This window comes from Cupriavidus plantarum (assembly GCF_905397285.1).
Classification (GTDB): domain Bacteria; phylum Pseudomonadota; class Gammaproteobacteria; order Burkholderiales; family Burkholderiaceae; genus Cupriavidus; species Cupriavidus plantarum.
Genome location: NZ_CAJPUX010000002.1, coordinates 1,104,683 through 1,126,581, shown reverse-complemented (window position 1 = coordinate 1,126,581; position 21,899 = coordinate 1,104,683). Strand labels below are relative to the sequence as shown.

At 67.0% G+C, this 21,899-nt stretch carries 20 protein-coding genes; 14 read left to right on the top strand and 6 right to left on the bottom strand.

Annotated features, from left to right (window positions below; all coding sequences use genetic code 11):
- Nucleotides 1-25: 25 nt before the first annotated feature.
- Nucleotides 26-1,063 carry a LacI family DNA-binding transcriptional regulator gene (locus tag KHP16_RS13790; protein ID WP_373561961.1) on the bottom strand — a complete coding sequence of 346 codons (1,038 nt, stop codon included), beginning with the start codon at nucleotides 1,061-1,063 and terminating at the stop codon, nucleotides 26-28.
- 331 nt (nucleotides 1,064-1,394) lie between these two features.
- On the opposite strand from KHP16_RS13790, the gene KHP16_RS13785 reads away from it, so the two are divergent.
- The 4 genes from KHP16_RS13785 to KHP16_RS13770 all read left to right on the top strand — a co-directional run bounded on the left by KHP16_RS13785 (nucleotide 1,395) and on the right by KHP16_RS13770 (nucleotide 6,753).
- Entirely contained in the window at nucleotides 1,395-2,741 is a 1,347-nt protein-coding gene (locus tag KHP16_RS13785) for an MFS transporter (RefSeq protein WP_115954607.1), read from the top strand.
- A 249-nt stretch (nucleotides 2,742-2,990) separates the two neighbouring features.
- The gene (locus KHP16_RS13780; protein WP_109584328.1) at nucleotides 2,991-3,533 is read left to right on the top strand and encodes a (2Fe-2S)-binding protein; all 543 of its coding nucleotides are present in this window, start codon (nucleotides 2,991-2,993) and stop codon (nucleotides 3,531-3,533) included.
- Nucleotides 3,533-4,534 carry an FAD binding domain-containing protein gene (locus KHP16_RS13775; RefSeq protein ID WP_109584329.1) on the top strand — a complete coding sequence of 334 codons (1,002 nt, stop codon included), beginning with the start codon at nucleotides 3,533-3,535 and terminating at the stop codon, nucleotides 4,532-4,534. The genes KHP16_RS13780 and KHP16_RS13775 overlap by 1 nt, the downstream gene beginning before the upstream one ends.
- The gene (locus tag KHP16_RS13770; RefSeq protein ID WP_211960414.1) at nucleotides 4,531-6,753 is read left to right on the top strand and encodes a xanthine dehydrogenase family protein molybdopterin-binding subunit; all 2,223 of its coding nucleotides are present in this window, start codon (nucleotides 4,531-4,533) and stop codon (nucleotides 6,751-6,753) included. The genes KHP16_RS13775 and KHP16_RS13770 overlap by 4 nt, the downstream gene beginning before the upstream one ends.
- A 21-nt stretch (nucleotides 6,754-6,774) precedes the next feature.
- On the opposite strand, the gene KHP16_RS13765 is transcribed toward KHP16_RS13770, so the two are convergent.
- From KHP16_RS13765 to KHP16_RS13750, 4 genes are all read right to left on the bottom strand, one after another.
- Nucleotides 6,775-7,389, bottom strand: a complete 615-nt coding sequence (locus tag KHP16_RS13765) for an adenylyltransferase/cytidyltransferase family protein (protein ID WP_211960413.1) — start codon at nucleotides 7,387-7,389, stop codon at nucleotides 6,775-6,777.
- 183 nt (nucleotides 7,390-7,572) lie between these two features.
- A complete protein-coding gene (locus KHP16_RS13760; protein WP_211960583.1) occupies nucleotides 7,573-8,901 on the bottom strand; it encodes a c-type cytochrome in 1,329 nt (442 codons plus the stop codon).
- A gap of 45 nt (nucleotides 8,902-8,946) precedes the next feature.
- Nucleotides 8,947-11,211, bottom strand: a complete 2,265-nt coding sequence (locus KHP16_RS13755) for a xanthine dehydrogenase family protein molybdopterin-binding subunit (protein ID WP_211960412.1) — start codon at nucleotides 11,209-11,211, stop codon at nucleotides 8,947-8,949.
- A 31-nt stretch (nucleotides 11,212-11,242) separates the two neighbouring features.
- Nucleotides 11,243-11,698 carry a (2Fe-2S)-binding protein gene (locus tag KHP16_RS13750; protein WP_109584333.1) on the bottom strand — a complete coding sequence of 152 codons (456 nt, stop codon included), beginning with the start codon at nucleotides 11,696-11,698 and terminating at the stop codon, nucleotides 11,243-11,245.
- 222 nt (nucleotides 11,699-11,920) lie between these two features.
- Here KHP16_RS13750 and KHP16_RS13745 point away from each other — a divergent pair, with 222 nt between their 5' ends.
- From KHP16_RS13745 to KHP16_RS13735, 3 genes are read left to right on the top strand one after another with little or no spacing between them, the layout of a single operon-like run.
- Entirely contained in the window at nucleotides 11,921-13,357 is a 1,437-nt protein-coding gene (locus tag KHP16_RS13745; protein WP_211960411.1) for a cytochrome ubiquinol oxidase subunit I, read from the top strand.
- Between the two features lie 3 nt (nucleotides 13,358-13,360).
- Nucleotides 13,361-14,368, top strand: coding sequence for a cytochrome d ubiquinol oxidase subunit II (gene cydB, locus KHP16_RS13740; protein WP_109584335.1), 1,008 nt, complete (start codon nucleotides 13,361-13,363; stop codon nucleotides 14,366-14,368).
- A gap of 14 nt (nucleotides 14,369-14,382) precedes the next feature.
- Nucleotides 14,383-14,517 carry a DUF2474 domain-containing protein gene (locus KHP16_RS13735; protein WP_109584336.1) on the top strand — a complete coding sequence of 45 codons (135 nt, stop codon included), beginning with the start codon at nucleotides 14,383-14,385 and terminating at the stop codon, nucleotides 14,515-14,517.
- 30 nt (nucleotides 14,518-14,547) lie between these two features.
- On the opposite strand, the gene KHP16_RS13730 is transcribed toward KHP16_RS13735, so the two are convergent.
- Entirely contained in the window at nucleotides 14,548-15,228 is a 681-nt protein-coding gene (locus KHP16_RS13730; protein ID WP_211960410.1) for a CGNR zinc finger domain-containing protein, read from the bottom strand.
- A 193-nt stretch (nucleotides 15,229-15,421) separates the two neighbouring features.
- Here KHP16_RS13730 and KHP16_RS13725 point away from each other — a divergent pair, with 193 nt between their 5' ends.
- From KHP16_RS13725 to KHP16_RS13695, 7 genes are read left to right on the top strand one after another with little or no spacing between them, the layout of a single operon-like run.
- Complete coding sequence (locus tag KHP16_RS13725) at nucleotides 15,422-16,297, top strand: ABC transporter substrate-binding protein (protein WP_211960409.1); 876 nt, start codon at nucleotides 15,422-15,424, stop codon at nucleotides 16,295-16,297.
- Between the two features lie 13 nt (nucleotides 16,298-16,310).
- Nucleotides 16,311-17,438, top strand: coding sequence for an LLM class flavin-dependent oxidoreductase (locus KHP16_RS13720; RefSeq protein WP_109584339.1), 1,128 nt, complete (start codon nucleotides 16,311-16,313; stop codon nucleotides 17,436-17,438).
- A 32-nt stretch (nucleotides 17,439-17,470) separates the two neighbouring features.
- Complete coding sequence (locus KHP16_RS13715) at nucleotides 17,471-18,622, top strand: ABC transporter substrate-binding protein (protein WP_211960408.1); 1,152 nt, start codon at nucleotides 17,471-17,473, stop codon at nucleotides 18,620-18,622.
- Nucleotides 18,623-18,641: 19 nt separating this feature from the next.
- Complete coding sequence (locus tag KHP16_RS13710; protein ID WP_211960407.1) at nucleotides 18,642-19,529, top strand: branched-chain amino acid ABC transporter permease; 888 nt, start codon at nucleotides 18,642-18,644, stop codon at nucleotides 19,527-19,529.
- Nucleotides 19,526-20,437 (top strand): branched-chain amino acid ABC transporter permease, encoded by a 912-nt coding sequence (locus KHP16_RS13705; protein ID WP_211960406.1) that lies wholly within the window; start codon nucleotides 19,526-19,528, stop codon nucleotides 20,435-20,437. Before KHP16_RS13710 ends, KHP16_RS13705 begins: the two co-directional genes overlap by 4 nt.
- Nucleotides 20,434-21,153, top strand: coding sequence for an ABC transporter ATP-binding protein (locus KHP16_RS13700; RefSeq protein WP_211960405.1), 720 nt, complete (start codon nucleotides 20,434-20,436; stop codon nucleotides 21,151-21,153). The genes KHP16_RS13705 and KHP16_RS13700 overlap by 4 nt, the downstream gene beginning before the upstream one ends.
- Complete coding sequence (locus KHP16_RS13695) at nucleotides 21,143-21,898, top strand: ABC transporter ATP-binding protein (RefSeq protein WP_211960404.1); 756 nt, start codon at nucleotides 21,143-21,145, stop codon at nucleotides 21,896-21,898. The genes KHP16_RS13700 and KHP16_RS13695 overlap by 11 nt, the downstream gene beginning before the upstream one ends.
- Nucleotide 21,899: the final 1 nt, after the last annotated feature.

Here is a 21,899-nt window from a genome sequence, read left to right as displayed (position 1 = left end):
AGATTTCCACGGGGGAAGCGAAACGTCAGGCGCTTTCGCGCGCGACGATTTCGAAGTCGATGCGGATGCTTTGCGACGCGGCCTCCACGCCCGCGTCACGCGCCTCGAGCGCCGCCAGCAGCGCTTGGCCCGTGCGCAGGCCAATGCCGTACGGATCGACCGAAACGGTCGTGATGGTGGGATGGCAGCAGGCGGCGACCTCGAAGTTGCCAAAGCCCGCCACCGCCATGTCGCCGGGCACGGACAGCCCGCGCCGATGGCATTCCATGATCGCGCCGAAGGCCGACATGTCGCTCACACACATCACGGCGTCCGTGTCCGGCCATTGCGAGAGCAGCGCCGCCATGGCGGGGGCGCCGTGGCTCATGGTGATGGGCGAGTCGCCGAGGCGCACGACGCGGGGTTCGCCCAGGCCCAGTGCCTTGATTTCCGCGCGGTAGCCCTTGAGCCGGTCCAGGCCGCGGGTGTCCAGCGCGCTCGCCCCGCCGAGAAAGCCGATGCGCCGATAACCGCGGTCGGCCAGGTGACGCACCATCGCGCGGGCGGCGCGGACGTTGGAGAAACCGACCGCGGTATCGATCGGCTGCGAGGGCAGGTCCCACATCTCGACCACCGGAATGCCCGATCGCTCGAGCAGCTTGCGTGTGGCGTCGGTATGTTGCGCGCCCGTCAGCGCGATGCAGCGCGGCTGGTGGCGCAGGAGCGAGCGCACGAGGCGCTCTTCCCGGTCGAGCGCGTAGTCGGTATCGCCGAGCAACAGTTGCAGGCCATGCGGTTCCAGCGCCGTGGTCAACCCGCGCACGGTATCGGAGAAGTTGGAACTCGACAGCGAAGGCACCAGCACCGCGACGAACTCCGAACGGCCGGAAGACAGCGCGCCCGCCGCCGCGTCGGCCACGTAGCCAAGCTTGTCAATGGCCTGGCGAACGCGCTCACGCGTCTTGTCGGCGACGCGATGACCGGCCAGCACGCGGGACACCGTCATCTTGGACACCCCCGCCACACGGGCGACATCGGACATGCGGGGCGGTCCGGCATGCCGGGATGCGTTGGAGCTGGTCATCGGATTCGCGAGCGGAAAAGCTGTAAAGCCCACATCATACCGTCCCGCCCTGCCCGCCCGACTCAGCGGGGAACCTGACCTTGACACTAGGGAAACTACCCGGATACCGGGCCTTGTAGCGCAGCGACGCCGCATGCTACCTTAGTTTTTGTTACCGGTAACGTTGACATGCATATCCATGGGCAACGTCGAGCCAACCGGTTGCCGCGCCGCTCCACCGGCGTTTTTTTGGGCGCCGAAATGTTATCGGTAACTAATGGTTTCGGTGGCAAGCACCTCGTAGCATCCTCGCCGCCCCATACAAGACACAGAAAGAAAAAGGAGACGCCTCATGCCAACCATTACCCAGACCGCTGCCGCGCCGGCCGTGGCGGACGCGTCGGAAGACGCCCTCTACCGCAAGGTCATGCGGCGCATCCTTCCGCTGCTGTTGCTCTGCTACGTGGTGGCCTATCTGGATCGCGTGAACGTCGGCTTCGCGAAACTGCAGATGCTCGACGACCTGAGCCTGAGCGATAGCGTGTACGCGCTCGGCGCGAGCATCTTCTTCTGGGGATACTTCCTGTTCGAGATGCCCAGCAACCTGCTGCTGCATCGCTACGGCGCCCGGTTCTGGATCGCGCGGATCATGATCACGTGGGGCATCGTGTCGTCGTCGATGGCCTTCGTCGTGCCGCTGGCCAACTTTTTCCACGTGCAGACATCGACGATGTTCTACGCGCTGCGCTTTTTGCTCGGTATCTGCGAAGCCGGCTTCTTCCCGGGCGTCATCCTGTACATGAACTACTGGTTCCCGGCGCGCCGCCAGAGCGTGGCGATGTCCGGTTTCCTCGTCGCGATTCCGCTGAGCCTGACCCTGGGCAGCGTGGTGTCCGGGTGGCTGATGGAACAAACGCACGGCCTGTCCGGCATGAGCGGATGGCAATGGATGCTGCTGCTGGAAGGTCTGCCCTCGGTGCTCGTGGCCTTCATCGTGCTGGCCTTCATGGGCGACGGTCCGGCCAAGGCAACGTGGTTGTCCACCCATGAGAAGGCCGTGCTGGCGCGCAACCTCGAGCGCGAAGCCGTGCACAAGTCGCACAGCGTGGGCGCCGCGCTGCGCAGCCCTCGCGTCTGGCTGCTGACCTTCATCCTGCTGACGTTCAATACGGGCTTCTACGGCCTTGCCTTCTGGCTGCCGTCGATCATCCGGGCTTCCGGCGTCCAGAGTCCCCTGCATATCGGCGTGCTGACCGCCATTCCTTACCTCACTGCGATTTTTGCGATGCTCTGGAACGCCGCCCATTCGCGCAAGACCGGGGAGCGCCGCTGGCACGCCGCCATCCCCGCGCTGATCGGCGGCGTGGGCCTGATCCTGAGCGCCGCCTTCGCCCATCAGGTTGCGCTGTCGATCGTGCTGCTGACGATCGCGACCTGCGGCATCCTGTCGCTGATGCCGATCTACTGGACGTTTCCCGGACAGATCCTGTCCGGCACCGCGGCCGCGGCCGGCATCGCCCTGATCAATTCGGTGGGCAACCTGTCCGGCTTCACCGGCTCGATGATCACGGGCGTGGCCAAGGAGATGACCGGCAACATTAACAACGGGACCTATGCGCTCGGCGCGTGCCTGTTGATCAGCTGCGTGCTGATCCTGCTGATTCCCAAGGCCGTCCTGCATCCGCCGGCCGAACGTTAAGACATTGCCCGACCTGCAGGGGAACATGGAGCGAGCGCTTTCGTCGGCACTTGCTCCTTCGTTCTTGCCAAAGCGCATTTTCTGACCAACAGTAAGAGCGCGGCGGCAAAAGACCGCTAGTTGGTGATACCCCGCCTTTCGTTGGTAACGCCCAGCATAAAGGCGGTGACGTCGACAAGTTGACACCGACCCTAAGCGCGGTTTCCCCGAAGTTTCCCCACAAGGCGATCCCCGCCTTCTGCAGGAGGGATGATGACCCACTCCAACACCACCGGAGCGGAGGGCGACGGCATGGCCGTCACGCTCATCGTCAACGGTGTCTCTCATCGCGTGACCGTCCCGGCCAACGCGATCTTGCTCGATACGCTGCGCGATCAGCTGCGGCTTACGGGCACCAAGAAAGGCTGCGATCACGGGCAGTGCGGCGCCTGCACGGTCCATGTCAACGGTGTGTCCGTCAATGCGTGCCTCTCGTTGTCCGTGATGCACGATGGCGACCGGATCACCACCGTCGAAGGCCTCGCCGCCGAGGATGGCGCGTTGCATCCCGTGCAGGAGGCGTTCTGGAATCACGATGCCTACCAGTGCGGGTACTGTACCGCCGGGCAGATGATGAGCGCGGTTTGCGTCCTGCGGGATGCGCGCATTCCAGCCGATGACGCGTCGCTGCGCGAGGCGATGAGCGGCAATATCTGCCGCTGCGGCGCCTACAAGAACATCGTTGCCGCGATACAGGAAGCACGTCAGGACGCCCGCGCAAGGGTGGCCACCGAAGCCGGGAGGGACGCCTGATGCGAAATTTCCACTATATGCGCGCGGCCGATATCGACCAGGCCATCGCGCTGCGCGCGCAGAGCGCGCAACCGGCCGAGACGGTCTTCCTCGCGGGCGGCACGATGCTGCTGGACCTGATGAAGCTCGATGTCATGCGGCCCGTGCAGGTCATCGACATCCACCGCGTCGGCCTCGACCGCATCGAGGTCCTCGACGATGGCCGCGTACGGATCGGTGCGATGGTCACCAACACCGAGCTTGCGCGGCATCCGCATATCGTCGCGCATCACCCGTCGCTATCGCAGGCGATCCTGTCCGGCGCGAGCACGCAGCTGCGCAACAAGGCGACGACCGCCGGCAACATCATGCAGCGCGTGCGCTGCGGCTATTTCCGCGACGGCGTGTCGCCGTGCAACAAGCGCGAGCCGGGCACGGGATGCAGCGCGATCGACGGACTGAACCGCAACGTGCATGCGGTGCTCGGCGGCAGCGAGCATTGCATCGCCACGCATCCGTCGGACATGTGCGTGGCCATGATCGCCATCGGCGCGACCCTACACGTGCAGGGCCCGAACGGCAAACGCGACCTGCCGTTCGAAGGCTTCCATCTGTTGCCCGGCGATACGCCGTGGAAGGAGACGGCCCTCGACGACAAGGAGCTCATCACCCATGTCACGCTCGATGCGCCGATACCCGACGGCCGCTCGGCCTACCTGAAGCTGCGTGACCGCACGTCCTACCAGTTCTCGCTGGCGTCCAGCGCGGTGATCGTCGCGATGGACGGCAAGACGATACGGGAGGCACGCATCGCGCTCGGCGGCGTGTCCACGCGCCCGTGGCGATCGCCCGACGCGGAGGCCGTCCTGCGCGGGCAGCCCGTGTCCGAGGCGTTGCTATCGAAGGCAGCCGCCGCGGCCATGACCGGCGCGAAGTCCTATGGGCAGAATGGCTTCAAGATCCTGCTCGGACAGCAGGCCGTGATGCGTAATCTGTCGAAGCTGCTCGGGAGCCCGTCATGACCGCCGTGAATCCCACCGCCATTGGCACCTCCCCGCGCCGCATCGACGGCCGCCTCAAGCTGACCGGCGCCGCGCGCTACACCGCCGACTACGACCGCCCGGGCATGGTGCACGCGTACGGCGTCTACAGCACGATTGCCGCAGGCCGTCTGACGGGCCTCGACCTCGACGACGCACGGCGTGTGCCCGGTGTCGTCGACATCCTGCATCACGGCAATGTGCCACGGCTTTACCGCGCGCCGAAGCAGCCCATCTCCGTGGCGACGATCCTGACCGCGGCGATCACGGACGAGCACCGGCTCCCCTTCGAGGACGAGACCATCCACTATGGGGTGCAGATGATCGCCCTCGTCGTGGCCGATACGTTCGAGCACGCGCGCGAGGCCGCTTACCGCGTGCGCGCCAGCTACGAAGCCGCCACGGCGGTGTTCGACCTCGAGCACGGCGTCGAAAACAATGGCCTGAAGGATGCCGGCGCCGGCCACACGCGCGGCGACGCCGCCAAGGCGTTCGATGCCTCGCCGGTGCGCATCGATGCCCTCTATCGCACCCCCGTGGAAGCGCACAGCCCGATGGAGCTGCATGCGACGCTGGCATGGTGGGAAAACGGCCATCTCTACGTTCATGAGGCCACGCAGGGGGCTACGGGCCATCGCAACACGCTCGCGCAGATCTTCGGGCTGTTGCCGGAACAGGTCACAGTCGACTGCGCGTTCCTGGGCTCCGGCTTTGGGTCGAAGCTGTTCCTGTGGCCGCATTCGGTGGCGGCCAGTGCCGCCGCGCAGATGACGGGCCGGCCGGTCAAGCTGGTGGTGCCGCGCATGGCCATGTTTTCCACGACGGGCCAGCGGCCGGAAACGCGCCAACGTCTGCGATTGTCCGCCGGCACCGATGGCAGGCTCACATCGATGCGGCACGAATCGGTCAATACGACGTCGTTCGTCGATCAGTACGTGGAAACGTGCGGCAGCATGACGCAAAGCGCCTACGGATGCGCCAATGTCACGGTGACGCACCATACGACGAATGTGCATCGGGGGGCGCCGACGTCGATGCGCGCGCCCGGCGCGGCGCCCGGATTGTTCGCGCTCGAGTCGGCCATCGACGAACTGGCGCTGGCGTGCAAGATGGATCCCGTGCAGTTCCGCCTGCTGAACATCTCCACACGGGACGAGAGCCAGGACCTGCCGTGGTCGAGCAATCATCTGCGCGAGGCCATCGAGACGGGCGCGCGCGAGTTCGGCTGGGCCGAACGCGATCCGCGGCCGGGGGCGATGCGCGATGGCACCGAGTTCGTCGGCTACGGCATGGCGGGCTGCAACTGGGATGCGTGGCGCACGCCCGCCGAGGCGCGCGTGCTGCTGCGCGACGACGGGACGGCGCTCGTGTCGTGCGCGGTGCAGGACATCGGCACGGGCATGTACACGATCGTCGCGCAGACGATCAGCGAGCTCACCGGGCTGCCCTTCGACAAGATCGACGTGCGCATCGGCGACTCCTCGGCACCCGCCGCGCCCGTGGCCGGCGGCTCGTGGGCGACGGCGAGCGTGCTGCCCGCCGTGGCGGAAGCCACGCGGCAGGCGATCGGCGAACTGCGCAAGTACGCTACCGAGGAAGGCGCGCCGTTCGCGGGCGCCAAGCCCGACACGCTCTCGATGAAGGAAGGCCGGCTCACGGACGGCAGCCGCGCCATGGACCACGGCGAGATCCTCAGGGGGCGGCGCTATGCCAGCGCCGAAGGCTTCGCGCATACCGGCGGCACGCCGACCAACGAGGTGGCCTTCATGTCCTTTGGCGCGCATTTCGTGGAGGTGCGCTGGGACCCGGGCATCTCGCGGCTGCATGTCTCTCGCGTGGTGAGCGTGATCGACGTCGGCCGCGTCATCCATCCGGTCACCGCGAAGAACCAGGTCGAAGGCGCCATCGTCATGGGCATCGGCATGGCGTTGTTCGAGGGCACCGAGTATGACGAGCGCAACGGGATGCCGGGCAACAACAACTACGCGGAGTATGCGGTGCCCGTGCATGCCGATCAGCCGGACATCAACGTGATCCTGCTCGACTACCCTGACCTCGCGTTCAACGAGTTCGGGGCGCGCGGGATTGGAGAGATCGGCATTACGGGGCTGGCGGCCGCGGTCGCCAATGCGGTCTACCACGCCACGGGCGTGCGGATTCGCGACCTGCCCATCGTGAAGGAGAAGCTGATGGAGCGTTGAGGTGGCCGCCGCGCCGGTCGCTCAGCCGGCGTAGGCGGCGTAGGTGGCGGCAAGACGTTCGCGCGTGACGGGAGGCCGCTGGTGGGCGACCGGCTTGGCCGGTTGCGGCCACTGCGGTTCCCAAGTGGCCAGCCGCACGGGCTCCGGTGTACGGTAACCGGCGGGCATCATGTTCGCCGCCACCGCCGTGACGCTGACATCGGCGCCCCCTGTCGCCCTTGCGTTGCCGTCGAGATACCGGATCTCGCACAGGCCCGCGAGATGGTCGCAGCGCGAGCGGCAGCCGAAGCCGACCACGAGCACATCGATATCGTAGGCCAGCAGGTCCAGGACCCGCTGCTCCCAGCCGGTTTCCGGAATGACCGTATCCACGCCGGGAAAGGTACGGATCCTCGCCACCCGCTCCGCGTAGCGGGCGATGGGCGGTTCGCCCTTGCGCGCGGCGAATTCGTCGGTCGAGACGCCGACGATGATCGTGGTGCCCATCTCGCAGATGCGCGCCAGTTCGCGCGCGTGCCCAGAGTCGAACCGGTCGAACGTGCCGTATGTGATGACGGCGCGGGCGGGGCGGTCAGGGCGGCTGGGGCCGGTGTCGGCGTGGCGGAGGGGCATGATGGCAGCGGGCGTCGTGGTCATGGAGGCTTCCATGCCCATGAGCGCAACCTGTGTGCCAGCCGCCGGCAGTTGGCGAAATACCGGCAACGGCAGCCAACACCACCGGTTTTTCAGGCTTCACACTACCAACTCGCCGCCGGGGATGGCGGCGAACTCCGCGCGGAACGTTACGCGTTACGTAACGTTCCGCGGGCGGGGAACACCTCAGTCCGCTCCCTGCCCCGTCGCCTTCCGGATCTTGGCGACGTCCTTTTCGGTGACGGCACCCGCCTTGTTGTTCCAGCCCTGCCGGATGAACGTCAGTACGTCGGCGATCTCCTGATCGCTGAGGACCTCGGCGAACTTTGGCATCGGATACGGCGATGGCATGCCCTTGATGACCAGTTCGTCGGAGCCATTGAGCGTGACATTGATCAGGGACACCGGATTGCTCTCGATCACGTTGGGGTTGCCCGCCAGCGGCGACAACAGCGGCGAGTACGCGCGGCCATCGGCGCCATGGCAGTACATGCAGTACGTCGCATACACCTTGGCACCCGCATTGCCGGCGGGCTTGCGCAGCGATGTCTGGGTGATGGCGCCATCGTACGCGTATGGCGGCGATCCGTTCCCGCCGACGCCAGGCAGCGACTTCAGGTAGCGCGCCATCGCCGTCAGGTCCTGCGGGGTCATCTCCTGCAGGCTGTGGTTGATCACGCTGACCATGCCGCCGAACGCGCTCGCATGCCTGTTCGCGCCCGTGCCCATGAACTCGACGACGTCCTGCTCCGACCAGCGGCCCAGCCCGACGTTCGGGTCGCCAGTCAGGTTCGACGCGAACCAGTGCTCGACCACCGCGCCGGTCAGGTACGGCTTGCCCTTCTCGCTCAGCGCCTTCTCCTGAAACCCGACGCCGCGCGGGGTGTGGCACGCCCCGCAATGGCCGAGCCCTTGCACGAGGTAGGCGCCACGATTCCAGACCGCGTCCTTCTGCGGATCATCCTTGTATGGCGTCTTGTCGAGGAAGACCATGTTCCAGAACTTGAGCGGCCAGCGCATGTTCAGGGGCCAGGGTATCTCGGACTGCAGGTTTGCCTGCCTGACCGGCTCCACGCCATGCATGAAGTACGCATACATCGCCTTGATGTCTTCCTGCCGGACCTTGGCATAGGACGGGAACGGCATGGCCGGATACAGCGTGTGGCCTTCCTTCGCCACGCCCTCTCGCACCGCGCGGTCGAAGTCCTGCTCCGTGTACTTGCCGATGCCGGTCTCGGGGTCGGGCGTGATATTCGTGGCGTAGATCGCGCCCATCGGCGTGACCATCTTGAATCCGCCCGCGAACGGCTTGCCGCCTGGCGCGGTGTGGCAGGCGATGCAGTCACCGGCCTTGGCCAGGTATTCGCCGCGCTGGATCAGCGCCGCATCGGGTCCGCCCGCCGCGGGCGCGGCTACGGGTGATGAGGCGGATTGCGCGACGCTCGGTGGCGCGCCGAGGGTGAGCCAGCCGAGCGCGAGCGCGCCCAGCGCCGTGGCGCCGGCGATGGCGGCCATCCGTACGGGAAATTTGCGGGGGCGTTTTTGCATGGCGGGCTCCCCTTATACGGTCTTGCTGGCTGTCTTGCCCGCGGGCGTCTTGAGCTGCCGGACCAGCGGCAGCGCGCGCAGGCGCCGCCCCGTGGCGGCATAGACCGCGTTCGCCAGCGCGGCCCCGATCGCGGAGGTACCCGGCTCGCCGATGCCCCCCGGCGCCTCCGCGCTCTTGACGAGGTGCACCTCGATCTTCGGGGTCTCGTGGATGCGGAGCACGCGGTAATCGGCGAAGTTGGTCTGCTGGACCCTGCCGTCGGCGATCGTGATCTCGCCCCACAACGCGCCCGTAATGCCGAAGATGATCCCACCCTGCATCTGCGCCTCCACGGTTTCCGGGTTGACCAGCATGCCGGCGTCCACCGCGCATGCCACGCGCTTCACGAACACGTCGTTGTTCTTGTCCACCGTAACTTCGGCCACCATGCACATGAAGCTGCCAAACGCATGGAGCACCGACACGCCGCGGCCCGAGCCCTTGGGCAGCGGCGTGCCCCAGTTCGCCATCCTGGCCGCGATATCGAGCACGTTCTTCGCGCGCGGCGTCTGTCCCAGCAGACTCTGACGGTACTGCACGGGGTCCGCGTTGGCGCGGATGGCCAGCTCGTCGATCAGGCTTTCCACCACGAACGTCGCCCGCGTGGGGCCGACGCCGCGCCACCAGCCCGTGGGAATATGCCGCGGTTCCTGCCGGATGTACTCGATCTGCTGGGTGCCGATCGCGTACGGCAGATCGGTCAGCACCTCCACCGCATCGATGTCCACGCCGTCCTTGAACAACGGCGGCGCGAAGCGGGCGATGATCGAGGAACCGATGACCTTGTGGTGCCAGGCGACCGGCTTGCCCTTGGAATCGAGGCCGACGACGACTTCGTCGTAGTAGCAGGGCCGATAGATGTCGTGCTGGACGTCCTCTTCGCGAGACCAGATCACCTTGACGGGGCCGTTCACGCGCCTGGCGACGGCCGCGGCCTTGTACACCATGTCCGCCTCCAGCCGCCGGCCGAAGCCGCCGCCGAGCAGGTGGTTGTACAGCACGATCTTGTCCTTCGGGATGCCCGTGGCGCGGTTGACCTCGTCGACGGCGCGGGTGGGGACCTGCGTGCCCGTCCAGACCTCGCAGCTGTCGGCCTTGACGTGCAGCGTGCAGTTGACGGGCTCCATCGGCGCGTGCGCGAGGAACGGCTGTTCATAGGCGGCATCGAACCGCGACGCCGCCTTGTCGAGGCCGTCTCGGATATCGCCGACCGACTTGGCGACCGCGCCCTGCTTTTTCGCCGCGCGCTTCATGTCGTCGAAGAGGTCGCGCGTGCTGACCTTGCCGTTCGGACCATCGTTCCAGCGGATCTTGAGCGCCGAGGCGCCGCGCTTGGCGGCCCACGTATGCTCGCCGACCACGGCGACGATGTCGTCGAGCACGACCACCTGCTTCACGCCGGGCACCTTCTTCGCCACCGAATCGTCCACGCTCGCGACCTTGCCGCCAAAGACCGGGCAATTGACGATGATCGCGTATTGCATGTCCGGCAGCCTCACGTCCATGCCGAACACGGCGGTGCCGTTGCCCTTGGGCACGCCGTCAAGCCGCTTCGTGGGTTTGCCGATCACGCGGAACTGGTCGGGACTCTTGAGCTTGACGTCCTTGGGCACGGGTTGCCTGGCCGCATCGGCCACGAGGTCGCCATAGCCCAGCCGCCGGCCCGAAGCGGCGTGCAGCACCGTGCCGTCTTCCGCCTTGCAGGTGGACGGGTCCACCTGCCAGCGTGCGGCGGCCGCATTGACGAGCACGGTGCGCGCGGTCGCGCCGGCCTGCCGCATCGGGTCCCATGCGTAGCGGATGGACGTGGAACCGCCCGTGAGCTGCCCGCCGAGCAGGGGATCGAAGTAGCGCTTCTCGTCCGGCGGCGCGTGCGCGAGCACCACGCGGGACAGCGGGACCTCGAGCTCCTCGGCGATCAGCATCGAAATCGCCGTGTAGATGCCCTGCCCCATCTCGACCTTCGACATGATCAGCGTGACCTGGCCATCCGTGCCGATCTGGATGAACGCATTCGGTGCAAAGACGCCCTGCGGGGGCGAAGCGACGTTGACGAGTTCGTCGGTGACCCCGGCGCGCAACGGCGGGCCGCCCGCCGCGGGCAGGCTGAAGCCGAGCAGCATGCCGCCGCCGGCGCCGGTGGTAAGGAGCACGCCGGCCTTCAGGAAGGTACGGCGGGACGCATTGACATGGACGGCATCCGGGGAGGCCGTGGAACCGGAGGAAGCCTGGGACATGGGGGACGTATGGTTGTGGTTCGGCGACATGTCAGCCCTCGTTGGCAGCCTGCTTGATCGCCGCGCGGATGCGCACGTACGTCCCGCAACGGCAGATGTTGCCGGCCATGGCCGCGTCGATGTCTTCGTCCGACGGATTGGGATTCGACGCGAGCAAGGCCGCCGCCGCGACCACCTGTCCCGACTGGCAGTAGCCGCACTGCACCACGTCCAGCATCGCCCACGCGTTCTGGACCTTGCGGCCGGCCGGCGTCGCGCCGACGGCCTCGATGGTCGTGACCTTGCGCCCCTGTACCGCGCCGACAGGCAGCACGCACGAACGGGTAGCAACCCCATCGACCTGCACCGTGCACGCGCCGCATTGCGCAATGCCGCATCCGAACTTCGTGCCTGTCAGCCCTATCACGTCGCGCAGCACCCAGAGGAGCGGCATGTCGTCCGGGACCGAGACGTTCCGCGTCTCACCATTGATATTCAGGCTTGCCATGTCAGTTTCCGGGTAGAGTTCGACCATGACCGATATACGCCGCGGTGCATACGTTGTCACCACAACCATCGTATGGTTTCGATCGCACCAAAGAGTCGTCGCGCAGGCGCGAGGAGGCGCCTAGGATCGCTCCATGCTGGGCACGAATGCGCGTGCCCATCCATAGCGCTTACCCCACGCGCCCCACCCCGGGTGCACGCCTGGACAGAAACAGAGACCTCGATGCCCAATCTCGAAGCCCTCGATCTCGCGCGATTCCAGTTTGCATTCACGGTCTCGGTGCATATCGTGTTCCCCGCCATCACGATCGGCATGGCGGCGTACCTCGCGGTTCTTGAGGCGTGCTGGCTGCGCACCCGCAACAAGGTCTACCGCGACCTCTATCACTTCTGGTCCAAGGTCTTCGCCCTGAATTTCGGCATGGGGGTGGTCTCCGGCATCGTCATGGCGTACCAGTTCGGCACCAACTGGAGCTTCTTCTCGGAGTTCGCGGGCGGCGTCACCGGCCCGCTGCTCGCCTACGAGGTGCTGACCGCGTTCTTCCTCGAAGCTGGGTTCCTGGGGGTCATGCTCTTCGGCTGGAAGAAGGTCGGCCCGGGCCTGCACATGTTCGCGACGGCGATGGTGTGCATCGGCACGCTGATCTCCTCGACGTGGATCCTGGCATCGAACAGCTGGATGCATACGCCGCAGGGCTACGAGATCATCGATGGCCGCGTGGTCCCGATGGACTGGTTCGCGGTCATCTTCAACCCGTCTTTCCCGTACCGGCTCTGCCATATGGTGATCGCCGCGTTCCTGTCCACCGCGCTGTTCGTGGGCGCGTCCGCCGCGTGGCACCTTCTGCGCGGCAACGACAACCCGGCCATCCGCAAGATGCTGTCGATGGCGATGTGGATGGTGCTGATCGTCGCGCCGATCCAGGCCGTGGTCGGCGATGCGCACGGCCTGAACACGCTCGAGCACCAGCCCGCCAAGATTGCCGCGGTAGAGGGCCACTGGGAAGCCGACGCCCCGGGGCCGCTGCCCCTGCTCGTGTTTGGCTGGCCGGACATGCAGCGGGAGGAAACGCGCTATGCCATCGCGATTCCTCGCCTTGGCAGCCTGATCCTGACCCATACCTTCGACGGCTCCATCAAAGGCCTGAAGGCCTTCCCGCCGCAGGACCGGCCGAACGCGACGATCCTGTTCTGGACGTTCCGCACGATGGTCGCCCTCGGCATGCTGATGATCCTGCTGGGCGTGCTGGGGCTGCTGTTAAGGCGGCAGGGCCGGATATTCCGGCACCGCGGCTTCCTGCGGATGGCGCTGCTCATGGGGCCGGCGGGGCTGGTGGCGCTGCTGGCCGGTTGGTTCACCACCGAGATCGGCCGCCAGCCCTGGGTCGTCTACGGCCTGATGCGCACCGCCGATGCCGTGTCGCCGCACAGCGTCGGGCAGCTGACGATTTCTCTGGCGCTGTTCATCGTGACCTATATCTTCGTCTTCGGTGTCGGCATCGCCTACATGCTGCGCCTCGTGCGCAAGGGGCCGCAGCCGAACGAAGGGGATGCCTACGAGATCGAGCCGCCGGAACCCGCCGCGCACCAGAAGCCCGCGCGTCCCCTCTCCGCCATTCCCGACGGCCATGCCGTTGTCGCCGAACACAAAGGGAGCTGATACATGGGCATCGATCTCTCGCTACTCTGGATCGTCATCATCTTCTTCGGCGTGATGATGTACGTCGTGATGGACGGCTTCGATCTCGGTATCGGCATCCTCTTTCCATTCGTGCCGGACCGCCACGACCGGGACGTGATGATGAACACCGTGGCACCGGTCTGGGACGGCAACGAGACCTGGCTGGTGCTGGGCGGCGCGGGGTTGCTGGCCGCGTTTCCGCTGGCCTACTCGGTGCTGCTCTCCGCGTTGTATCTGCCGCTGGTCCTGATGCTGCTGGGGCTGATCTTCCGCGGCGTGGCGTTCGAGTTCCGCTTCAAGGCCAACGACCGTGAACGCCCGGTGTGGGATCTCGCGTTCTCGGGCGGCTCCTTCGTCGCCGCGTTCTGCCAGGGCATTGCGCTTGGCGCGTTCATCGACGGCCTGCCCGTGCGCGACGGCGCCTACGCGGGCGACGCCTTCAGCTGGCTCGCGCCGTTCCCGCTGTTCTGCGGCGTCGGCGTGATCGTCGCCTACATGCTGCTGGGGGCGACGTGGCTCATCATGAAGACCGAAGGTGAACTGCACGCACGCATGAAGCATCTGGCCGCGCCACTGATCTGGGTGATGCTCGCCTGCATCGTCGCCGTCAGCATCTGGACGCCGATGGCGCACGCGCGGATCTCGGAGCGCTGGTTCACCTTTCCGAACCTGCTCTGGTTCTCGCCCGTGCCGATCCTCGTGGCGCTCGGCGCGATCCTGCTATTGCGCTCGCTGCGCGCCGAGGTCCATTCGCAGCCCTTCCTCTACACGCTGGGCCTGATTTTCCTCGGATACAGCGGGCTCGCCATCAGCACGTGGCCCAACATCATTCCGCCGTCGATCTCCATCTGGACCGCGGCCGCGCCGCCGCAGAGCCAGGGCTTTGCGCTCGTCGGCGCGCTGTTCGTGATTCCGTTCATCCTCGTCTACACCACCTGGTCCTACTACGTATTCCGCGGCAAGGTCAGGCTCGGCGAGGGCTATCACTGACCTGGAACCTCGCCATGGCACGTCCTACCGAACGCCTGCGTCAAGTCGGCTGGCTCATCGCCATCTGGGCCGGCAGCGTCGCCACCCTTGGCGTGGCGGCAATGCTGATCCGCGTGCTGATGGAAGCGGCCGGCATGCGCAGCCATTAGTCACGCTCAGCCGCAGACGTTCAGCCCCGCTCAGTGCTGGCTGACGCAGAAGTCGCGGTCCTCGTCGGGCTCCCTCCCAGCCAGCCGCAGCCGGTACTTCGCGCTGGCGGACCGAGATCCGCACGCCGCGGAGCACCAGATACGCCCGCCATGCCGGGAGCGATCGACAAACAGCACCGGGCAGCGCGGCCGCGCGCAGACGCGGATCCGTTCGCGCAACGGCCCGCCGAGCAGCGAAATCGCGTCGAGCGCGATCATCGCCAGCACCTGGGCATGCGTGACGCGATCCGATATCGACCATCGGTCCGCCGCCGCTGACAACTGTGGCGCCGCCAGCGCCGTGCGGGCGAACCGGTTCACGGTCTCCACATACCCCGCCTCCGGCAACACCCCCGTTCGCACCGCCTGCGCGATCTCGTAGATCGCGCGCCGCAGCTCGCGCATGCGCGCCAGCTCGCGCGACGTCGCCCGCCGTGCCGGCACGGGCAGCTTCACGAGCCCGATCCATTCCTGCCATCGATCGGCATCGTAGACGCGCTCGTACTGGCGGCCGGTCCACTCTCCCAGCGTTTCGACGAGGTACAGGCTTGGCGTGCCGCCGCGCAGCTTGAACGCGAGCGCCTCCGCCGTGACGGGCGCGTCGTGGACTTCCGTGGGCATGGCATCAATGGTTGCGGTCATGGTCTCGATGCGTTCGATGTCGGATGTCATGTTACCTCCAGTTGGCGCCGCCCTGAGGCGCCCAGTCGACGCCGGCTGCGCATATCCATAGCCGAATTCGTTGGTTTGGGCGCCGCGCGTTGCCTCTTACACTCGGCATACGGTCTGCGTCATGGGTTTAACCCATGATACGCGGTTCACCCAGCATAACCGACACCCTCTTCCACTCGCTACGGTAGTTGCCATGACGTTAATCGTGGGGGTCCACCCACAGAATCCATCGCTATCGATCCTTGCCCGCCGGCCCGAACACGTGGCCGCGTTGCGCGCGCAGGGCATCGCCTTCTTCGTCTACAGCGCGGGCGCCGCGACCATCCCGCTGATGCGACTGGGTGTCATCCAGCTGGCGGGCACCGGGGCCACGCCGCCGATCCTCGCCAAGGCCGAGGGGCTGGATGTGGCCGTGTTCGGCATGTCCGAGCCGCGCCACGAGCGCGGCGGGCTGGTCGTTCGGGCCGATTCGCCTTACCAGACGCTGGCGGATCTGCGCGGCCGCGGCGTGGCATTGATGCCGATCTCCTGGCATACGCAGTTTCTCGCCGCCGAGCTGGACAAGGCAGGCGTGGCGTGGCGGGAGGTCAATGCGGTGGAACTGCTGCCCGCCACGGCCCGGGATGCTCTCTATCAGGGGCTCCTCGACGCGATCGTCGCGACGGACCCGCTGCTTGCCGAGATCGAATCGGCCGTGAAGGTGCGGATCCTCGCTCGGCCCGGCGCCGCCTTCTCCAACCGCTCCGTGTACTGGGGCCGGCAGGACGTCCTGCGCGACCATCCGCAAGCCGTGCAGGCGCTCGTGGACGCGCTCAGCGACTCCGATGCACTGACCGCCGCCGACCCGGAGGGCGCCGCCCAGCTGCTCGCGGGCCTCAACGGGCATGGCGCCGCGGGCTGGCTCGCCGCCATCACCGCGCGCCCGTGGGGCGTGCATCTGCCCGATGCCGGTTTCCTTGCGGAGCAACAGCACCACGCCGACATCTTCGCGCGCTTCGAACTGATTCCCGAACGCATCGCCGTGGACGACACGGTGACCCACTGCTACCCCGCGGCGGTAGCCGCCTGACAGAGGAAACGCAATGGAAGTCCTGTGGTACCTGACCGGCCCCGATGGCCGTTATCCCTGGCGCGCGGACGGCGCGCGCCAGCTGAGCTACCCCTATTTCCAGCAACTCGCCCGCGCCGTGGACCACCTCGGCTACACCGGCGCGCTGCTGGCCACCGGCACGCACGACGCGTGGGTACAGGGCGCGTCCCTGATTCCGTACACCGATCGCTTCCAGCATCTGATCGCCGCGCATCCGCCGCTGCTCTCGCCGACGCTGCTGGGCAAGATGATCACCACCTTCGATCAGTTCTCGAAGGGCCGGCTCCGCATCAACATCGTCAACGGGGACGCGAAGCTGATGGCACAGTTCGGCGTGCATCTGAGCCACGACGAGCGCTATGCGTACACCGACGAGTACCTGACCGTGCTGCGCGCGCTGCTGCGCGGGGAATCGGTGACGTTCAAGGGCAAGTACATCCATGTGGTGGACGCCGGCCTGCCGCTGCAGCCGCACGGCGGCCGCGTGCCCGAACTGTGGTTTGGAGGCTCGTCGCCCGCCGCGCACGAGGTCGCGGCGAAGCATATCGATACCTACCTGTCCTGGGGCGAGACGGTGTCGCAGGCGGAAGCGAAGATCCGCGAAGTGCGCGAGATCGCCCGCCGGCATGGCCGCGCGGACAAGATTCGATTCGGCATCCGCCTGTACGTGATCGTGCGTCCGACCGAAGCCGAAGCATGGGCCGCCGCGCAGGATCTGTACGACCACATGGACGATGCCGCGATCGCGGGCGCGCAGTCGTATGTCGCCGGCATCGATTCGGTCGGCCAGCAGCGCATGTCCGCGCTGCATGGCGGCCGCAAGCCGAAGGACCTGCGCGAACTGGAGATCGAGCCCAACCTCTGGTCCGGCATCGGGCTGGTGCGGCATGGGCCCGGCACCGCACTGGTCGGCAGCCCGCAACAGGTGCTCGCGCGCATCCAGGAGTACCGCGACGCCGGCATCGACGTGCTCATCGTCTCGGGCATGCCCTTGCTGGAAGAAGCCTACCGCTTTGCCGAACTGGTGCTGCCGCATCTGCCCGTGGATCGCGAAACCGAAGCCGGCGCGACGTCCGCATGGACCGCCGATCGCGACGCCGCGTGGCGCAAGCAGGCCTGATACCTCCTGACTCCTTATTATCGAGAACGCATATGACATCCTTCGGCAAGACCATCGCTTCGCTCGCCCTGATCGGGGCGGCCAGCCTCCACGTACCCACCGCCGTCGCACAGGTGATCAAGGTCGGCGTGGTGCAGACCACAACGGGCGGATCGGCCGCGCTCTACGGCATCGAGCAGAAGAACGCCATCGAGCAGGTAGTGGAGCAAGCCAATGCCAGCGGCAAGCTCGGCAAGCTCAAGATCGAGCTCGTCCATTACGACGATGGCGCGGACCGCAACCAGACCGTCAATATCTTCCAGCGCCTCATCGGCAAGGACAAGGTCTCCGCCATTCTCGGACCCACGCTGACGACGTCCGCATTGGCGGCCGATCCGCTCGCGCAGAAGGCCGGCATTCCGATCATTGCGTCGTCGAACACCGCGGCCGGCCTCACGCAGCGCATCGGCGACCGGCTGTTCCGCGTCAGCCCGCCGGAGGACATCGTCACGCCGGGCGTGATCAAGCGCGTGGTGGCGCAGAACAAGATCAAGCGGGTGGCGCAGATCTACGGCATCGACGACCAGCTGACGAAATCGGCCTATACGGTCCAGAAGCAGGCGCTGGCCGACAACGGCGTGAACGTCGTGGCGACCGAGACCTTCCAGCGCGGCGATGTCGACTTTGCCGCGCAGCTCACCAAGATCAAGGCGCAGAATCCCGATGCGATCGTCATCGGCGCGCTGGCCGAAGAGGCCGCGGCCATCGTGCGGCAGGCGCGGCAACTCGGCATTCCGCAGCAGGTGCTGTTCGTCGGCACGCAATCGGCCATCTCGACCAAGTTCTTCGAACTCGGCGGCGCGGGCGCGGAAGGCACGATCGTCGGTACCGCGTGGTATCCCGAACTCGATAACCCCGTCAGCCAGTCCTTCGTACGCGACTACGAGGCCCGCTACAAGCGCCGGCCCGACATCTATGCCGCCTACGGCCACGATGCGGCCGCGCTGCTCGTCGAGGCGATCCGCCGCGCGCAGTCGGGCGACAGCGCGCGCATCCATGCCGAGCTGACGGCGATCAAGGGATATCCCGGCGTGCTCGGTCCGATCGGCTTCGATGCCAATCGCGAGCCGACGGTCGAGCCGAAGATCCTCGTCGCGCGCGGGGGCAAGTTCGTGCCGCTCGACGGCAAGGGCGCGGACAAGTAAGCGTAAGCAGGTAGCGATCATGGAGGTATTCCTGCAACAGACGGTCAACGGGCTCGCGCTCGGCGCCACCTATGCGGTGTTCGCCGTCGGGTTCACGCTGCTCTTCGGCGTACTCAATGTGCTCAACCTCGCCCAGGGCGCCATCCTTATGGTTGGCGCGTTCGCGGGCATCGAACTCACCACCGAACTCGACTGGCCGCTGCCCTTCGCGTTTCTCGCGGCGATGCTGGTATCGGCGCTAACCGCCATGGCCAGCGAGTGGTTCGTGTTTCGCCCGCTCGAGGCCCGCGGCGCCAATCGCTGGATGGGTCTGGTCGCGAGCCTTGCGCTCGCGCGGCTGCTGATCGCGGTGGTGCAGGAGGTCTTCGGCACGCAGGTGCGACGCTTTCCGCAGAGCGCGTGGACCGAGCATGCATGGGACGTCCTTGGCGTCCGCGTGCAGAGCCTGCAGCTGATCGTGATCGCCTCGGCCGTACTGCTGATGCTCGCGCTGGCGTATACGCTGCGCCGCACACGGATCGGACTCGCCATCCGCACGATTGCGTTCAAGCCGGGCGTCGCCCAGCTCGTCGGGATTCCCGTCACGCGGCTCAAGCTGCTGACGTATGGCATGACGGGCGCGCTCGCGGGCGCGGCCGGCGTGCAGCTCGGCGTGCTGTACAACGCGGTGTCGCCGTTCATGGGCGACAACATCCTGCTCAAGGGGCTCTCCGCGCTGATCCTCGGCGGCCTCGGGCAGGTTGCGGGGGCCGCCATTGGCGGGATCGTGCTGGGCCTGACCGAGGTCTACAGCGTGGCCTATCTGCAATCGTCGCTGCGCGATGCCATCGCATTTGGCGCCATCTTTCTGGTGCTCGTGGTGCGTCCCACGGGTTTCTTCGGTACGTCCGCAAGGCAGCGCGCATGATGGACTTCCTGCTGGCTTATGAAAACGTGATCGCGCTGGTGTGCATCAATGCGATCCTCGGCATCGGCGTCTACCTGATGCTCAGCGTCAATCGGTTCTCGCTCGCCACGGGCGGGCTCGTCGCGGTGGGCGCGTACGTCTCCGTCCTCGTTTCCCTCCACACCGCGTTGCCGTTTCCAGCCGCGCTGGCGGCGGGCACGCTTGCCGGGGCACTGATGGCGCTCTTGCTCGGCGCACCCGTGCTGCGGCTCGAAGGCGACTACTTTGCGCTCGCGACGCTGGCCTTCACCGAAGTCATGCGCGTCATCGCGTTCAACTGGGACACGGTGACCGGAGGCGCGCTCGGACTGGACGGCATTCCACTCGCGACCACGCTGCCGTTGCTGGCGGCCACGGTGGCCGCGCTCGTCGCGGTGATCGTGATCGCGCGGCGTGGCCGGACCGGTCGCGTGCTCGAGGCCACGCGCCTCGACGACATGCCCGCCCAGGCGCTGGGCATCGACGTGGCGCGCGTGCGGCTCGCCGTATTCGTGTTCAGCGGCGCCGTCTGCGGCCTCGGCGGTGCGTTGCTCGGGCATCTCAACGGTTTCATCGGGCCGAACGACTTTGGCCTGCAACGCAGCCTCGATGCCATCGCCTATGCGGTGCTCGGCGGGCTGGGCCACGTCTCGGGCGCGCTCGCCGGCGCGACGATCTTCACCGCGCTGCCGGAAGCGCTGCGGTTCTCCGCGCAGGCGCGGGAGATCGTCATGGCGACGATCCTGCTGCTGGCCGTGGTGTTCCTGCCGCGCGGCATGCTGTCGATCGGTCAGCCGCTGCGTGGCGCGCTCGGCCGCATCTCGGGCTCGACGCGTCGCGCGGCGCCTGCCGGGGAAACCGCCCCGATCAACACCGAGGTGCGCCCATGACCCACCTCCTCGAGATCGACGCGCTCAGCAAACGCTTCGACGGCGTCCAGGCGCTGGACGGACTGTCGCTGCGCGTGGACGCGGGCACCGTCACCTCCGTCATCGGGCCGAACGGCTCCGGCAAGACGAGCCTGATGAATATGGTGACCGGTTTCTACCGTCCCGATAGCGGCGCCATCCGGTTCCATGGCCGCGAGATCGGCGGGCTTGCGCCCGCGCGCATCGCCCGGCTCGGCATCGGCCGCACGTTCCAGCAGATTCGGCTGTTCCAGGGGCTCAGCGCGCGGGACAACGTGCTGCTCGGCGCCGAACGGCGCGGCCGGCGCGGCGCCGCGCAGCGTGCCGGGGAACTGCTGGAGCGGCTGGGTCTGAGTCATGCCGGCAGATGGCCGGCCGAAGCGCTGCCGTACGGCCACCAGCGCCGGCTGGAAATCGCGCGCAGTCTGGCCGCCGAGCCCTCGCTGCTCATTCTCGACGAGCCCGCCGCCGGCATGAACCCGAGCGAGAAGCGCGAACTCGATGCGCTGCTGCGCGATGTGCGCGGCAGAGGCGTGACCGTGCTTCTGGTTGAACACGATATGGAACTCATCATGGGAATCAGCGATCGCGTGATCGTCATCAATGCGGGGCGCGAGATCGCAGCCGGTACGCCGGCATCGGTACAGGCCGATCCCGCTGTCATCGAAGCCTATCTGGGGGTGCGACATGACGCGTGAGGGGAACGTGCTGCTATCGGTATCGGGACTGTCCGCCGCTTACGGCAAGCGCGCGGTCCTGCATGGTATCTCGCTGGAGGTGCGTCAGGGCGAGATTGTCGCGCTGGTCGGAGCGAACGGTGCCGGCAAGACCACGACCCTGTCGGCCATCATGGGGCTGCTTCCGGCGGTGAGCGGCAGCATCGAGTTCGACGGCACGTCCTTTCTGGGGCAGACGGAGCCCGCAGCGGGGCTGGCGGTGGAGCGGCGTGTCGCGCGTGGCATCAGCCTCGTGCAGGAAGGACGGCAGACCGTGCCGCAGCTCACCGTCGCCGAGAACCTCGCGATCGGCGCCTATCTGCGGCGCGACGCCGACGTGGCGGCCGACATCGCGCATCTCTACGCGCTGTTTCCGCGTCTCGCGGAGCGTCGGCGCCAACTGGCCGGAACGTTATCGGGCGGCGAACAGCAGATGCTCGCCATCGGACGCGCGCTCATGGCGCGCCCTCGCCTGCTGCTGCTCGACGAGCCATCGATGGGACTCGCGCCGAAGATCATCGCGCAAATCTTTCGGATCATCGAGCAGATCCGCGCCGAAGGCACCACGGTGCTGCTTGTGGAACAGAACGCGCGGGAGGCGCTCGCCATGGCGGATCGGGCCTATGTCCTCGAGCAGGGGCGCGTGGTGCTGTCGGGCGACGGCGCTACCGTCGCGGCCGATCCCGCCGTGCTCGATGCCTACCTTGGCGGGCGTCAGGCCGCCTGAA